11 protein-coding genes are annotated in these 14,121 nt (G+C 68.1%); 5 read left to right on the top strand and 6 right to left on the bottom strand.

Annotated elements, in window-relative coordinates:
* Window positions 1–114: 114 nt before the first annotated feature.
* Window positions 115–5,850: a kinesin gene (locus tag L0976_RS01120; protein ID WP_234185658.1), complete on the bottom strand. Its 5,736-nt coding sequence runs from the start codon at window positions 5,848–5,850 to the stop codon at window positions 115–117.
* Between the two features lie 525 nt (window positions 5,851–6,375).
* On the opposite strand from L0976_RS01120, the gene L0976_RS01115 reads away from it, so the two are divergent.
* The gene (locus L0976_RS01115; RefSeq protein ID WP_203319071.1) at window positions 6,376–6,744 is read left to right on the top strand and encodes an Hpt domain-containing protein; all 369 of its coding nucleotides are present in this window, start codon (window positions 6,376–6,378) and stop codon (window positions 6,742–6,744) included.
* A gap of 188 nt (window positions 6,745–6,932) precedes the next feature.
* Window positions 6,933–7,253: a 2Fe-2S iron-sulfur cluster-binding protein gene (locus L0976_RS01110; RefSeq protein WP_203319070.1), complete on the top strand. Its 321-nt coding sequence runs from the start codon at window positions 6,933–6,935 to the stop codon at window positions 7,251–7,253.
* 450 nt (window positions 7,254–7,703) lie between these two features.
* On the opposite strand, the gene L0976_RS01105 is transcribed toward L0976_RS01110, so the two are convergent.
* Window positions 7,704–8,321, bottom strand: a complete 618-nt coding sequence (locus L0976_RS01105) for a DUF922 domain-containing Zn-dependent protease (RefSeq protein ID WP_370577051.1) — start codon at window positions 8,319–8,321, stop codon at window positions 7,704–7,706.
* Window positions 8,322–8,462: 141 nt separating this feature from the next.
* Between L0976_RS01105 and folP the strand changes: the two genes are divergently transcribed.
* Genes folP through folK form a run of 3 tightly spaced genes read left to right on the top strand, consistent with a single transcriptional unit; the run spans window position 8,463 to window position 10,232 of the window.
* Window positions 8,463–9,362, top strand: a complete 900-nt coding sequence (folP, locus tag L0976_RS01100; protein ID WP_234185657.1) for a dihydropteroate synthase — start codon at window positions 8,463–8,465, stop codon at window positions 9,360–9,362.
* Entirely contained in the window at window positions 9,359–9,727 is a 369-nt protein-coding gene (gene folB / locus L0976_RS01095; protein ID WP_203319067.1) for a dihydroneopterin aldolase, read from the top strand. The genes folP and folB overlap by 4 nt, the downstream gene beginning before the upstream one ends.
* Entirely contained in the window at window positions 9,717–10,232 is a 516-nt protein-coding gene (folK, locus tag L0976_RS01090; RefSeq protein WP_234185656.1) for a 2-amino-4-hydroxy-6-hydroxymethyldihydropteridine diphosphokinase, read from the top strand. The genes folB and folK overlap by 11 nt, the downstream gene beginning before the upstream one ends.
* A gap of 3 nt (window positions 10,233–10,235) precedes the next feature.
* Here the strand turns inward: folK and L0976_RS01085 are convergent, their stop codons facing one another.
* The 4 genes from L0976_RS01085 to L0976_RS01070 form a co-directional block, all read right to left on the bottom strand.
* Complete coding sequence (locus L0976_RS01085; RefSeq protein ID WP_234185655.1) at window positions 10,236–10,784, bottom strand: hypothetical protein; 549 nt, start codon at window positions 10,782–10,784, stop codon at window positions 10,236–10,238.
* Window positions 10,785–10,930: 146 nt separating this feature from the next.
* Complete coding sequence (locus L0976_RS01080; RefSeq protein WP_234185654.1) at window positions 10,931–11,995, bottom strand: YcjF family protein; 1,065 nt, start codon at window positions 11,993–11,995, stop codon at window positions 10,931–10,933.
* Window positions 11,992–13,467 carry a YcjX family protein gene (locus L0976_RS01075; RefSeq protein ID WP_234185653.1) on the bottom strand — a complete coding sequence of 492 codons (1,476 nt, stop codon included), beginning with the start codon at window positions 13,465–13,467 and terminating at the stop codon, window positions 11,992–11,994. The genes L0976_RS01080 and L0976_RS01075 overlap by 4 nt, the downstream gene beginning before the upstream one ends.
* Window positions 13,468–13,536: 69 nt before the next feature.
* Complete coding sequence (locus tag L0976_RS01070; protein WP_203319062.1) at window positions 13,537–14,061, bottom strand: histidine phosphatase family protein; 525 nt, start codon at window positions 14,059–14,061, stop codon at window positions 13,537–13,539.
* Between the last annotated feature and the right edge of the window lie 60 nt (window positions 14,062–14,121).

The following is a 14,121-nucleotide window of genomic DNA, read 5'->3' as shown; positions in this document are numbered from 1 at the left end:
ATAGAGGGTAGGGACGCGCATTTTAAGACTTGGGACAAGAAAAGGCGGGAAAATGACCGCCGACGCAAAACGGCCGCCCGGGGGCGGCCGCTTCGAAGTCCGGTCCCGGTCCGCTCAGTTGAAGCGGCCGGCGGCGTGGGCCAGCATGGTATAGACCTTGCCGGTGTCCGAGGTGAGATAGGTCTGAGTCATGACCTTGTCGCGGTCGTTGCGGGCGACGTCGGCGAGCAGCTTTTCGAAATCCGAGATGTAGCGGTCGACCGCGGTGCGGAATTCCGGCTCGCGCTCGTATTTGCGCTTGATCTCGTCGAAGGTCTGCTGGCCCTTCAGCGTGTAGAGGCGACGGGTGAAGACGTCGCGCTCGCCGCGCTGGTAGCGCCGCCACAGATCGACCGAGGCGTCGTGGTCTATGGCGCGGGCGATGTCGACCGAGAGCGAGTTCAGAGATTCGACGACATGGCGCGGGTTGCGGGCGTCCGCCGGGCGGGCGGCCTGGCCTTCGCCGCGCGGCTGGCTGAACTGGGCTTCCTCGCGCGAGACGGCGCCGCGCAGGAGATCGCGCATCCAGCCGCCTTCGCCGCCTGCCGCCTTGGCGTCGGCTTCGGCGGGCACGGGCTGCGCGCGCTGCTGCGGCACGGCAACCGTTGCCGCCCGCTCGATGCCGAGGCTGCCGCGCAGTTGCGCCGGCTCCTCGCGGCGGGGCTCCACGCGGGCCGGCTGCACCGGCTGTGCGACGGGCGCCTGCACGGCGGGGCGGGAGACTTCCAGCGCGGAGGAGGACTTGCCGATGATGTCGGACAAATCCTGCAGCGCCTTGATCTGCTCGCTGACGGCGCGGCGCATCTGGGCGGCGTTTTCCTTGGCCTCTTCCGGCAGGTCGAAGGCGCCGCGCTTCAGTTCGCCGCGCGTCTGGTCGAGCTCCTTGCGGATGTCGGCGGCGGCGCGGCGGATCTCCTCGGTGGCGCCGGAGAACTTGCCGACGGCTTCCTCGACGGCCTGGCGCAGCGTGTCGCGCATGACGGTCGTTGCGGCTTCCGACTTCTGGCCGGATTCGGCGAGCATGCGGTCGACGTCGGTAAGCGAGGCGCCGACGCTGCCGCGCAGGCGTGCCGCCACTTCCTTCGTGCGTTCCTCGGCGCGGGTGAAGGCGCCCTCGACGGACTGACCGGCTTCCTCGCCGGCCTTGACCAGCGATTCCCGCAGCGTGTTGGCGGCTGCCTCGGCGCGCTTCTCGGTCTCGCCGAGAATGCGGCCGACCTCGTTGAAGGAGGACTGGATGCCGCCGCGCAGGTTGCCGGCGATCAGGCTCGAACGCTCCTCGGCACGGCTGAAGGCGCCTTCCACCATGCCCTCGAGCGACTGCATGGTCTTCTCGATCTCTTCCGAGCGCTGGACGAGGCCGATGGAGAGCGAGCGCAGCGCGTCCTGCCGCTCCTCCAGCGTCGTCACGAGGTTCGACTGGGCGGCGGCGAGAAGGTCGGAGGCCTGCGACAGGATCTTCGAATGGTCCTCGAAGCGGCCGACGATGCCGCCGATCTGCGAGAGCGTGCCGGCGGAGATGTCGGCCAGGCGGTCGACCTTGCCTTCGAGCAGCCGCGAGGTGGTGGCGACCATGTCGGAGGCCCGCTCGGCGGAGGCGTTGAAGCGATCGGCCGTCGAGGCCAGGCGACCGTCGACGGCGCCCAGCGTCTGGCTTGCCGCGTCGACCAGGTCGGCGATGGCGCCGTTGCTTTCCGAAAGGCGGGCGACGAGGCTCTCGACATTCGCCTGCAGGCTGTTCTCGATGGCGCGCATCGTGCCGGCCGCTTCCTCGGTGCGGGCGGAGATGGCGGCCAGCGTGTCGGCGGTGCGGGCGGAGATCGCGTCGATGAGCGCTGTGTTCTCGTTGCGCAGGCGTTCGGCGCTTTCGCGGGAGACGCCGGTGATGCGCTCGGCGGCTTCGCGGCCGACGGCGGAGAAGTCGTCGATGACCGGGCGGGCCTCTTCGCTGATGAGGCGCGACAGTTCCTCCGTGCGGCTTGCCAGCATGGAGTTGAGTTCCCGGGTGCGCTCGTCGAGCGTCGAGCGGATGGAGGCGCCGCGCGCTTCCAGGGCCTTTTCGACGTCGCTCAGGCCGCTGCGCAGCGCCTGGGCCTGGCTTGCGAAGCGATCTTCCGTCTCGGCGAAGCGGGCGACGGCGGACGTGGTGGTTTCCTCGACGGCGCGGGTGAAGGCGTCGTTGCGGGCCGACAGGTTTTCCGCGAATTCCTCGCCGGTCTTGGCGATGTTCTGCGCGGCGCGCTGGGCTTCCACGCCCATTTCCTGCGCCGCGCGGGAGACCGCACCGCGCAGCGAGCTGCTGAGATGGGCGAATTCCTCGCCCGTCTTGGCCAGGGACTGGGCCGAGCGGATGGCCTCGGCGTCCATGTCCTGGGCGGCCTGGGAAACGGCCTCGCGCAGCGTCTGGGCAAGCCCGGCGGCCTTGCCGTCGATGGTGCGGTTGACGCTGTCGAGGCCGATGGTGAGGGCCCGGTCCATGGTGCCGAGGCGCTCCTCGATGCGGCCGGTCTTCTCGTCGATGGTCGTGGCGATGCGGTCCGCCGCCTCGCCGGAAATGCGCTCGATCTGGTGGGCGCGCTCGGTGAGCGTGCCGTCGATCCGCTGGGTGGCCTCGCCGGTGACGCGCTCGATGTCGCTGAGGCGGCCCGAAAGCACGCCCTCGATGCGGTCCGCGGCGTCGATGCTGACGCGCTCGATGTCGCCGACGCGGCCGGCGAGCGCGGCGGCGATGCGGGCCGTGGTCTCGTCGCCGATGCGGTCGACTTCCGCCACCGGGCGGGAGAGGGCGTCGGAGACGCGCAGCGACACGTCGGTGCCGACGCGGTCGAGGTCGGCGAGACGCTCGGACAACGTGTCCGAAATGCGCGCGGCGGCCGTGTCGACGATGCCGGAGACGTTCTCGACGCTGTTCTCGATGCGGGCTTCGAGCCTGCCGAGGTTCTCTTCCAGCCGGCTGCCGGTCGTGTCGAAGCGGCTCGCGACGCTGTCGACCGTCTGCTCCATGCGCCCTCCGAAGGTATGGGCGGCGTCGGCGATCCTCATGGAGGTCTCGTCGAGGCGTTCGGCGACGGCGCCGGCGCTTTCGCGGACGCGCTGGTCGAGCAGGGCGGCGCTGCCGTCGATGGTGCGGCGCAGCGCTTCCTCATGCTGTTCCAGCGACATTTCCAGCATGCCGGCGCTGGTGGCGATGGTGGTGCCGATGGAGGTCGCCTGGTCGTTCAGCGTCTCGGTGAGCTGGTTGCGGCCGTCCTTGATGGCCTCGTTGATCGCATTGATGCGGTCGTCGAGGGTCGCGCGGATCTGTTCGTGGGTGGAGACGAGCGAGCCGGCAAGCTCGGAGGCCCTGCCCGACAGGGCTTCCGCGATCTCCGCGGCGCGGCCGGAGAAGGCGTCGGCGAACTCGGCGGCCTGGCCGTGCAGGACGCCGCCGAGCTGCTGGCTGCCCTCGGTGAGGACGCCTTCCACGCGGCTCGCGGCGGCATCGATGGCCGATTGCATGGCGCCGGCGCTGTTGGAAAGCACCGAGGCGAGGTTGGCCGTGCGGCCGGTGATGACGTCGTCGATCTGCCGGGCGGCGCCCGTCAAAGCCGTCTCGACGCGGTTGGCGGCGGAGCCGACCGATTCCTCGAGCTGGCTGCCGGTCTCGTTCAGCATGGCGGAGAGGGCGGCCGTGCGCTCGGTCAGCGCGCTGTCGAGGCGGTTGTGGCTTGCGGCGATGGTGGAGGTGATCTCGTCGGCGCGGGCGCCGAGCGCTTCCTCCATGCGCGCCTGGGCGGCCTCGATGCCGCCGGCAATGGTGGCGCCGCGGGTGTCGAGGGCGTCCGTCAGGCGGCGCTCGCTGCCCGAGATGCTTTCGACCAGCGCCGTCGCGCGGGCGCTGAGCGCGTCTTCCATGCGGGCCTGGGCGGCGTGGATGTCGCTGGCGATGGTCGTGCCGCGCGAATCGAGGGCATCCGTCAGGCGACGCTCGCTGCCGGTAATGCTCTCCACCAATGCGTCCGCCCGCGCACCGAAGCCGCTCTCGATGCGGTTCTGCACGTCGGCGAGGCCCCCGAGCAGGATCGCCGACTTCTCGGTAAGGATGGCGCTCATCTGCTCATGCGCGCCGCCGACCGCGTTGCCGATCGCCTCCGCATGGCCGGAAACGGCGTTCTCCAGCACTTCCTGGCTGGTGGCGAGGGTCGTCGCCAGCGCGAAGGACTGGTCCGTGAGCGTGTTGCCCAGGCGATCGATGCTGGAGGTGAGGATGTCGTCGATCGACTCGTGGCCGCTGGCGACCGTCTCGTTGATGCGGGCGAGGCTTTCCATCAGCTTGGAATCGAGCGAACCGGCGCGCTGGTCGAAGGCCTGCGCGAATTCCTCCACGCGCTGGTCGAAGGCGCTGGCGATCTGGCCGACGGTCGCCTGCATGCGCTCGTCGAAGAAGCCGGAGCGCAGGTCGAGGTCCATCACCGTGTCGTCGGCGGCGTTCTTGAGGCTCTGGCGGAACTGCGCGCCCTTTTCGTCGAGCGCGGCGTTCATCGAGCGGAGCACCTCCTCGAGGCCGCCGTTCACGGCCTGCTGGCCGATGGACAGGCTCTCGCTGATTTCGCGGGTGCGGGCGATCAGCGTCTCGTTGAGCTGCCTTGCGCGCTCGTTGAGCGCGGCGTTCAGCTTTTCCGTGTTGATGTCGAGCGAGGATGCGCGGGTCTCGAACTGCTGCAGCAGGTCGCGGCCGCGCGAATCGAGGCTCTGCGTGAGATGGTCGAGGCGGCTGTCGAACTCGTTGGCGAGCGCAACGCCGGAGGAACTGAGCGTCGACAGCAGGCTGTCGGTGCGGGCCGAGAGCATGGCGCCAATCGTCTGCGTCGCGCTGTCGGACTTTTCCATCAGCATGGCGGCGCGGGTGTCGAGCATGGAGGCGAAGGCTTCGCCCGAGGTCGCGATGCGCGCGGTGATGCTTTCGCCGGCACTCGCCAGTTCGTCCTTGAGCTGCTCGTGCGCGCCGGAGATCGAGGAGCGGATGCGCTCGGCGTGGCTGACGATCGCCTCGCGCTCGGAACCGAGTTCCTGCACGAGCGTGCGCACGCGCATCTCGTTGTCGGAATAGCTGCGCTCGAGCGCGTTGACTTCGGAATGCACGAGGGTTTCGAGCTCGGTCGCGCGGGCGATGGTGCGCTCGATGCCTTCGTTCATCGCCGAGACCTCGCGGCGGACGGCCTGGCCGACGGACATGATGCGGTCGGCGGCGACGGTTTCCGGCTCGGAAAGGCGCAGGGCGACCTCGGCCATGGAGCGGGCGGCGCTGCGCAGTTCGTGGGCGCGCGCGATCATGATGGCGAAGGCGAAGAACAGCATGATCGGCATGATGATGGCGACGACCATGCCGATGGCGCCGGGCAGGGCGACCAGGTCCGCGACGGAGCGGATCTGCCAGATCTGCGGCGCATAGAGGAGATTGGCGACGCCGAGGCCGCCGATGACCCAGAGGACCGAGGCGAGGATCGCCATGCGGATCGGCCCGCGCGACGAGCGCATGTCCAGCGATTTCAGGATGGCGGCCGGCGTCCTGCGCGAGCCGTCGTTGGCCGGCGTGAAGACGGGCGCCTTCGGCGCGGGTTCCGGGTTCAGGCTGCGCGGGGCCTCGCCGGCGGCCGGCTGCCCCCCTGTCTTGTTCGCACCGCGGCTTGCTGGTTCAGACGCACGGGCCTCCGAAGCGTCCTTCCTGGAGGGCGTCTCGGGCGCCAGATCGTCGAAGTCGATCTTCAATGCCTCTTCGAGGGCCTGGAAGGCCTTGTCGTCGATCGACTCGGTGGACTTGTTCGTCGCCATGCGGATACGCCTCGTTACCATGTCCGGATCGGGCTTCATACGCACTGCCGCTGCTCAGGCGCATTCGAACCGTCCGGTTGGTGGCCGGTCTTGCTGCAAACCCTCATGGCTAGCAGCGTCCGGACCGCCGTTCATTCCAAATTCGCTCGATAAACCGAAACGGCGGTGCGGTGTATCTCCGCGCACGGTTTATCCACCGGGACTACCGGCCGTATCGTAGTGACACATTAGCCTGTATCACACAATTGATTGCCATCCCCCTTCGCCCGAAGCTTAACAGGAAGTTAAAATCCGGCAAATCCGTATCGCAATGGAAAGGCTCGGAAAATGGCGATTTTTCAGCCGTTAACCATAGTTTGCGATTCATGCCCATTTTGCGCCGTCTTTTAATCGGATAGCCGCCCCGGCCGCGCAGGATGAGGGGGCCATGCGGCGGCGTGAAGCCGCCACGGCGCCCGCGTCGCACCGGCATCTGCGTGCATCACAACGAAACAGCGTTCGTAGCGTATATAAGGATATTGGCAAATGGCAGCGCTCAACATCGCATTCGAGGCGCCCGACAATGCAGGCGGCATGTCTTCCTCCAACGGACGGCCGATCGACCTGGTGCACCTTTCCCGCCAGACCATGGGCGACAAGGCGCTCGAACTGGAAGTGCTGCAGATGTTCGCGCGGCAGGCCCGCGAAAGCATGAAGGAACTGGCCGGCACGGACGGCGCCGCGCGCGCCGCGGTCGCCCATCGCCTCAAGGGCTCGGCCCAGTCGGTCGGCGCCGTCGCCGTCGGCAAGGCGGCCGCCGCGCTGGAGGAAGAGCCGGGAAATGCCATCGCCCTTGCCGGCGTTGCCGCCGCGGTGGTCGAGGCGGAAAACTTCATCCTCAAGCTCTGCCGCTGATCGCCGCGTCCTTCGCCGCAGGGTGAAACGCCGATGGCGCGCCCCGACCTGCCAGGGCGCGTGCGGGGCGCGATGTTGACTGGTGAGGGGTTTTGTTGGAAACAACCGCGGGAAAACCGGCGGCCCGCACGACCAGCCGCCGGCCAGTCATTCGCCCCTCGGGCAGCCCACAGGATCCGGAAATCATCATGAGCAAACTCACCATCGTCGCCTTCGACGGCACGCGCCACGAACTGGATGTCGCCAACGGTTCCACGGTCATGGAGAATGCCGTGCGCAATTCCGTGCCCGGCATCGAAGCCGAGTGCGGCGGCGCCTGTGCCTGTGCGACCTGTCACGTCTATGTCGACGATGCCTGGAGCACCGCCGTCGGCCCGCCGGAAGCGATGGAGGAGGACATGCTGGACTTCGCCTACGACGTCCGGCCGACCTCGCGGCTTTCCTGTCAGATCAAGATGTCGGACGCGCTCGACGGGCTCGTGGTGCACGTCCCGGAACGCCAGGCCTGACATCAGGCACATCCGTCCCTTTTGCGGCGGCCGGCATCGCAGGATGCCCGGCCGTTTTGCATGAGTGCCTGCAAGGCAATCTCTTCTTCTCGCAGCAAGAAGAGAATCCGCGGTCTTTTGCATTGCGAAGAATAGATGGACAAAAAAAGCCTCGCCGGTCGGTCAGGACGAGCGAGGCCAGGAGGGCGCATCGCAGGCAGGAGAGGGAGGAGACACCTGCTGCTTCGATGGGGATGCGCCAGGAGAACCTGTTGCAACCGCTTCATGCGGCTAAAGGAAGGAAAAAGCTTCTTCCCGTTGACTGTCGAGATGAAAATACGGTGATTTGCGGAATTGCGCTATCGCTAGAATTCACCAGTCATTTTACGTATGCGCCATCGCTCACGGCTTGCACCGATCCGGATTCATTGACGGGTTTTAAGGAAATACACGCGGCCGGCCGGCCTTTACTCATTTGCCGTTCTTCAGCCGGTGCGCCAGCAGCCGCATCATCCGATCGTTGAAGTTCCTGGATTCGATCCTGTCGAAGCGCGCCTGGTCGGCGTCGTGCTTTGCGACGGCGTCGGCGGTCACCCGGTCGACGCGCGCCTGCATGCGCTCGCAGTCGGCTTCCGCCGGCAGGCGGTTGAGGGTACGCTCCAGGGTGCGGGCGTGGGTGCGGGCGATCTCGGCGTGGCGTTCCTCATGGCGGCGGATGTCGCTGGAGAGCGTGTCCCAGATGAGGGCGAGCGACGGGGTGGCGCGCTTGCGGTTCTTCCAGCGCGGCAGGATGATCTGGGTGGAGAGCGTCACCTTGGCCTCGCCGACAGCACAACGGTTGGCGCGGCGCACATAGGTGACCGACCCGCCCCATTTGATCCGCGTGGCGCCGGGATGGCGCATGCCGTTGTGCTTCATGACGGGGCCGCGCTTCGACAGTTCCTCGTCGAGCTCGGCGGCGGTGCGGCCGCCCACGGAGAAATAGGCGAAGGATTTCGAGGTGATGGTCTCGGCGCGGGCAGGCTGGAGGGCGAGGCAGGCGAGGGCGGCAAGGGCCATCAGGCGAGCGATGGTCTTCATTCGGTTCAGCATTCCTTTCGCCACCGGATCTGCCCGATGGTGTGCCGGCTTGATATGCGGAGCCGGTTGAACTTCGCTTAAGCTTGGGGCATAGGCTCGGCGAGCGCAACACCCTTTCGGGGCACTGGTTAATCGCGGGAGGAAACCGCCATGTTCTCGCCGTTCGATCCTTTCCGCTGGGCGCTTGCGCACGGCAGGCACCTTCAACTCGGCCCGCGCGGCATTCTGATGGCGATCGTCAACGTCACGCCGGACTCCTTCTCCGACGGCGGCCTGTTCGACAGCGCCGATGCCGCGGTGGCGCAGGCGATCCTCTGTCTCGAAGAGGGGGCCGCCATCATCGACATCGGCGGCGAATCGACCCGGCCGGGCGCTGCGCCCGTGAGCGCGGCGGAGGAGCAGGAGCGCATCCTGCCCGTCATCGAGGCGCTCGCCGGCACGACGGACGCCATCATCTCCGTCGATACCTACCGGGCCGAGACGGCGCGGCTCGCCGTTGCCGCCGGCGCGCATATCGTCAACGACGTGCATGGCCTGCAACGCGAGCCCGACATCGCCCGCGTGGCCGCCGAGACGGGGGCCGGGCTCTGCATCATGCATACCGGGCGCGACCGCCGGAAGCTGCCCGACGTGGTGGAGGACCAGTATCTCTTCCTTGGCCGGTCGCTGGAAATCGCCCGCGAGGCCGGGGTGGCCCGTGAGGCGATGGTGCTCGATCCCGGCTTCGGCTTTGCCAAGGACACGGAGGAAAACCTCGAACTCATGGCGCGTTTCGGCGAGCTTTTCGGCTTCGAACTGCCCATTCTCGGCGGTACGTCGCGAAAGCGCTTCGTCGGCGCCGTCACCGGCCGCGAGGCGGCCGGGCGGGATGCGGGCACGGCGGCGACGACGGCGCTGCTGCGTGTCGCCGGCGCGGCGGTGTTCAGGGTGCACGATGTCGCAATCAACAGGGATGCGCTTGCCATGGCGGATGCTATGCTCGACGCAGGGCGCAGGGTGAAGGCACGCGAGGCGCGCGCCGGAGAGCCGGCCGGACAGGATAGATCATGACCACCACCTACACGATCACGCTCAAGAACTGCGCCTTCTTCGCGCGCCACGGGCTGCACGACGCCGAGGAGTTCCTGGGCCAGCGCTTCTTCGTGGACGCGGAGCTGGAGGTGCGGCCGCTGCAGCCGCTCTCGGACGATGCCATCGAATCGACCGTCGACTACGGCGTCGCCTTCCAGGAGATCGAGAAGATCGTCACCGGCCAGCGGCGCTACCTCATCGAGGCGCTGGCGCAGGAGATCGCCACCGTGCTCTCAGCGCGCTTCCCGCAGATTTCCCGTGCGCGCATCACCGTGCGTAAGCCGAACGCGCCGGTGCCCGGCGTGCTCGACTATGTCCAGGTGACGATCGACCATGCCGTCTGACACGCTCCGCCAGGCCACGCTCGGCCTCGGCGGCAATATCGGCGATCCGGCTCGATCGATGGCGGAGGCGCTGCGCATGCTGGATGCCCGGCCGGACTGCCGGGTCGTCGCGGTTTCGCGGCTCTACCGCACGCCGCCATGGGGCAAGACGGACCAGGACTGGTTCTTCAACGCCTGCGCGCTGGTGGAGACGACGCTCGCCCCGGAAGCGCTGCTCGACGCGTGTCTCGGCATCGAGCGCGACATGAAGCGCGAGCGAAAGGAGCGCTGGGGACCGCGCACCATCGATATCGATGTCCTGACCTTTGAGGGCGTGAAGCAGGCCGGCGGCCGGCTGGAGCTGCCGCATCCCCGGATGACGGCGCGGGGCTTCGTGCTGATGCCGCTGGCGGACGTCGCGCCCTCGCTCGATGTCGGGGGGCGCACGGTCGAGGCGTGGCTGAAGGATGCGGATGTCGCGGGGATCGAGCCGGCGAGCGCCGGCCCGGACTGGTGGACGGCCTGAGCCTTACTTGATCGAGCCGACGGCGATGGCGTCGAGGTTGCGGTCCAGCGACAGGCCGATGACCGGCACCATCTTGTTCTCGACCTTGACCGAGATGGTGATGTTCATCTTGTTGTCGCTCTCCAGGCGCGCGATCATCGCGCCGTTGAGCTTCTGGCGGTTGATGCCGACGACGACCTTGTTGCCGGCGACCTGGCCGGAGGTGATGTCGAGACCCTTGCCGGCCGCGCCGTCGAGGAACCTGCCCTTGTAGGTGGCGCCGGCCTTGGTGATCAGCGCGGACATCGGCTGCTTGAACACGCCGACGCGGCAGAAGCCGTCGAGCTGGATGCCGGCATCCTTGGCGACGGCGGTATCGCCGGTCAGGTCGCAACTGAATTTCGTGCCCTTGTACTTGCCGGCGACGATCTCGCCGCTGCCCTGCCAGTTGCCCGACACCTGGTCGAAGAAGGCCTTGTCGCGCGAGCCGGCGGCGGCCGGAAGGGCGAAGGCGGTGGCTGCGAGGATGGCCGCTACGGAGACGCGGGCGATCAAAGAGGTGCGCGAGTACATGAACGATCCTTGATGGGCGAGGGCCATCTGGCCTGCTTGGTGCAATGAGGTTTGCGCGAAAATGGTTAATGGACGGTTTCCCGCCGTCCTGCCTCCCGTCATTTGACGGGGGCGCAGCCGCTGAAAAGCGGGGTGTTGCCGTCGGGTCACGCCTCGTCGCGGCGGCCGGCGGCGGTGCCCGGCGTCAGGTCGCCGATGAAATCGCCGATGCCGGGGCGTTTCAGCGCCCGGAAGGGCATGGGGCGGCAGAGGTCCATGGCGGCGATGCCGATTCGCGCCGTCATCAGGCCGTTGATGACGCCTTCGCCGAGGCGGGCGGAGAGTTTCGAGGCGAGCCCGTGGCCGAGCACCTGCTGCACGAGGCTGTCGCCCATGGCGATGGAGCCGGTGACGGCGAGGTGGGCGATGACGTCGCGCATCAGGCGCATCATGCCGATCTTGCCGGGGCGCCCGCCATAGAGCTCCGCCATGCCGCGCACCAGCCGGCTGCTCTCGTAGATCACGTAGCCGAGATCGACCAGCGCGCGCGGGCTGACGGCGGTGACGATGGAGACGCGCTTGGCGGCGCCGAGGATCAACCCGCGCGCCTCGCGGTCGAGCGGCGCCATCAGCTCCCGTTCGGCAAGGTCGATGAGGTGCGCGGCGTCGATGATTTCACTCTCGGTTTCCGCCAGCCGCGCGCGGCCACGCGCCGTCTGCGGCCGGGCCGCGAGAAGATGGACCAGGCGAGCGACGATGGCGCGGCCGACCGAGGGCGATGGAGAGGCGGCGGCCTCCAGAACATCGTGCTTGAGGTCCTGCACGGCGGCGAGCCGGCGCAGGCCGATCAGTTCGCGCAGCACGACGCCGAGAAGGGCGAGCACGGCCGCCGCGGCCGCGGCGATCGCGAGGTATCCGAGCCAGTCGTTTCGGCTGAAGAGGTCGCGGATCAGCGCGTCCACCCACAGGCCGACGGTAAGCGAGACGAGAACGCCGAGTGCGCCGAAGACGATGCGGCCGAGCGTGATGCGGCGCCGGCGGGGCGTCGCCACGGGCGGCGTCAGGTCCGGCAGACCGGCCGTGGTGGCGATGAAGGGATCGTCCGCGTCCGGCGTCAGCGTGACCGCATCCTCGAAGGCAGCGGGTGCGCGGGGCTTGCCGCGCTCCGGCTCGCGCGCGGTGGCGTCGGGCGGCAACGAGAAGGCGGCGGGCTTGCGCGGACGGTCGTTCATGCGAGCCGGTCTCCGATGAGATATTGCAGCGCTCGGTCGAGGCGGATGTGCGGCACCGACAGCTTCAGGCCGCCGCCGGTCTCCTCGATATGCGGCGGGCGGAAGCGGACGAAATTGAGGAGATGCGGCGGAACGCCTTCAGGCGATGATTCAAGCGCTTGAAAAAGTGAGTCCGGATTCTTCGGCAAGTCACCGGGAAATATCGCTGTTTTGCGTTCGCCGTCGAAGGCTTCGCCGTTGATCGTCTCGCCGGCCATCGGCACGCCGACGATGACCGGCAGGTCCTCGCCATCATGCTTGACCGTCGCCTCGCGGGTGGCGCGCACGGAGGCGAGCGCCATGACCTCGATGCCCGCACCGCTCATGCCGATGCGCTCGATGGCCCGCTCGACCAGCCGGCGGGTGATGGCTTCCAGCCGCGGGTGACTTTCGTGGTGCAGGTGGTCGGCCTTGGTGGCGGCGATGACGATGCGGTCGATGCGGCGGGTGACGAAGGAGGAGAGGAAGCTGTTGCTGCCGGCGCGGAAGCAGTCGAGCACGTCGCCGAGCGCCCGTTCCAGGTCGTGCACGGCCTCGGCGCCGCGATTGATGGCCTGCAGCGCGTCGATGAGCACGATCTGCCGGTCGAGGCGGGCGAAGTGCTCGCGGAAGAACGGGCGCACGACATGGGTCTTGTAGGCTTCATAGCGGCGCTCCATCATCGCATGCAGCGATCCCCTGGCGGGGCTTCCCTTGGGAAGGTCCGGCAGGGGCGCGAAGGTGAGCGCGGGCGAGCCTTCGAGGTCGCCGGGCATCAGGAAGCGGCCGGGCGGCAGCGTGGAGAGCGAGCGTTCGTCGGACTTGCAGGCCTTGAGATAGGCGGTGAAGGCTTCGGCGAGCGACCGGGCGGTCGCTTCCTCGGCATTGGCGGCAGGATCGATCGTGCCGGAGAGCGCGAGCCAGTCGCGGGCAAGCTCGGCGCGAATGCCCGACCCCGCCAGCGCGACGGTGTTTTCGCTGAAGGTTCGGAAATCCTGCCCCAGCAGCGGCAGATCCAGCAGCCATTCCCCGGGATAGTCGACGATGTCGATGGAGAGCCTGCCGGGCGAGAACAGGCGGCCCCAGCCGGAGGCGCTTTCGTATTCCAGCGTGAGGCGGAGCTGCGAGATGGCGCGGGTCGAATCCGGCCAGATGCGGTCGGCGACGAGCGCGCGGATGTGGTCCTCGTACTGGAAGCGCGGCACGGCATCGTCCGGCTGCGGCTCCAGCCGGATCTTCGAGACGCGGCCCGAGCGCCCGGCCTCGAACAGCGGCAGGCGGCCGCCGTTCAGGAGATTGTGCACCAGCGAGGAGATGAAGACGGTCTTGCCGGCGCGCGAAAGGCCCGTCACGCCAAGCCGGATCGACGGATTGACGAGATTGGTGGCGCGGCCGGTGAGCGCGTCGAGCGCGAGCCGGGCTTCGTCGGTGAAGGTGGTCAGGCTAGGCGGCAAGGTCTTTTTCCAGCATCGATGGCGATATAGGAAACCAAATCCGGCGAAAAAAGAGGCGCCGCCGTTCGATCAGTGGGCCGGGCGCGGCGCCATGAAGCCGGCAAGGCACGCGCCGCCGTAATCCTCTTCCGTCGGGCGGCGGTCGAAATCGAGGATGGCGAGGCCCGCCGTCGGATAGCCGAAGGGCGCGGCCGTCTCGGCGATCTCCTTGCCGACGAGCCGGTGGAAGAACTCCTCGATCATCGGATTGTGGCCGACGATCATGATCGCGCTCTCCTGCCGACGGGCGAAGGCGAGTTCGGCGTAGGTCTCGACCGAGCCGGAATAAAGCGAATCGACATAGTCGATGGAAAGGTCCTCGCTGACGGTGCGGTGGAACGGCTCGGCGGTCTGGCGGCAGCGCACGGCGGTCGAGGAGATGATGAGGTCCGGCCGGTAGCCCTGGTCGGCGGCCTCCTCGGCGATCACCTCGGCCTCGGCGAAGCCGTCGTCGTCGAGCGTGCGGTCGAAATCCGACTGGCCGGGCCGGGCCCAGGCGGCGCGCGCGTGGCGAAGGATATAGAGCCGGAAGGCCGGCGTGCCGAGAGATGCCAAGTGTGTCCTCCATCCGCCCGCGGGCGAGGATCCGCACCGCTTCCGACTTCATGTCTTTCC

This window comes from Shinella sp. NM-101, assembly GCF_021401195.1.
Lineage (GTDB): Bacteria > Pseudomonadota > Alphaproteobacteria > Rhizobiales > Rhizobiaceae > Shinella.
This window is presented reverse-complemented; position numbering and strand designations above follow the sequence as displayed.

What these genes read in the sequence shown, in the direction of transcription:
- folK (WP_234185656.1), top strand. Translation starts at nt 9,717, where the DNA reads ATGCCGTCTGACACGCTCCGCCAGGCCACGCTCGGCCTCGGCGGCAAT.
- L0976_RS01115 (WP_203319071.1), top strand. Translation starts at nt 6,376, where the DNA reads ATGGCAGCGCTCAACATCGCATTCGAGGCGCCCGACAATGCAGGCGGC.
- L0976_RS01120 (WP_234185658.1), bottom strand. Translation starts at nt 5,850, where the DNA reads ATGGCGACGAACAAGTCCACCGAGTCGATCGACGACAAGGCCTTCCAG.
- L0976_RS01085 (WP_234185655.1), bottom strand. Translation starts at nt 10,784, where the DNA reads ATGTACTCGCGCACCTCTTTGATCGCCCGCGTCTCCGTAGCGGCCATC.
- folP (WP_234185657.1), top strand. Translation starts at nt 8,463, where the DNA reads ATGTTCTCGCCGTTCGATCCTTTCCGCTGGGCGCTTGCGCACGGCAGG.
- L0976_RS01110 (WP_203319070.1), top strand. Translation starts at nt 6,933, where the DNA reads ATGAGCAAACTCACCATCGTCGCCTTCGACGGCACGCGCCACGAACTG.
- L0976_RS01080 (WP_234185654.1), bottom strand. Translation starts at nt 11,995, where the DNA reads ATGAACGACCGTCCGCGCAAGCCCGCCGCCTTCTCGTTGCCGCCCGAC.
- folB (WP_203319067.1), top strand. Translation starts at nt 9,359, where the DNA reads ATGACCACCACCTACACGATCACGCTCAAGAACTGCGCCTTCTTCGCG.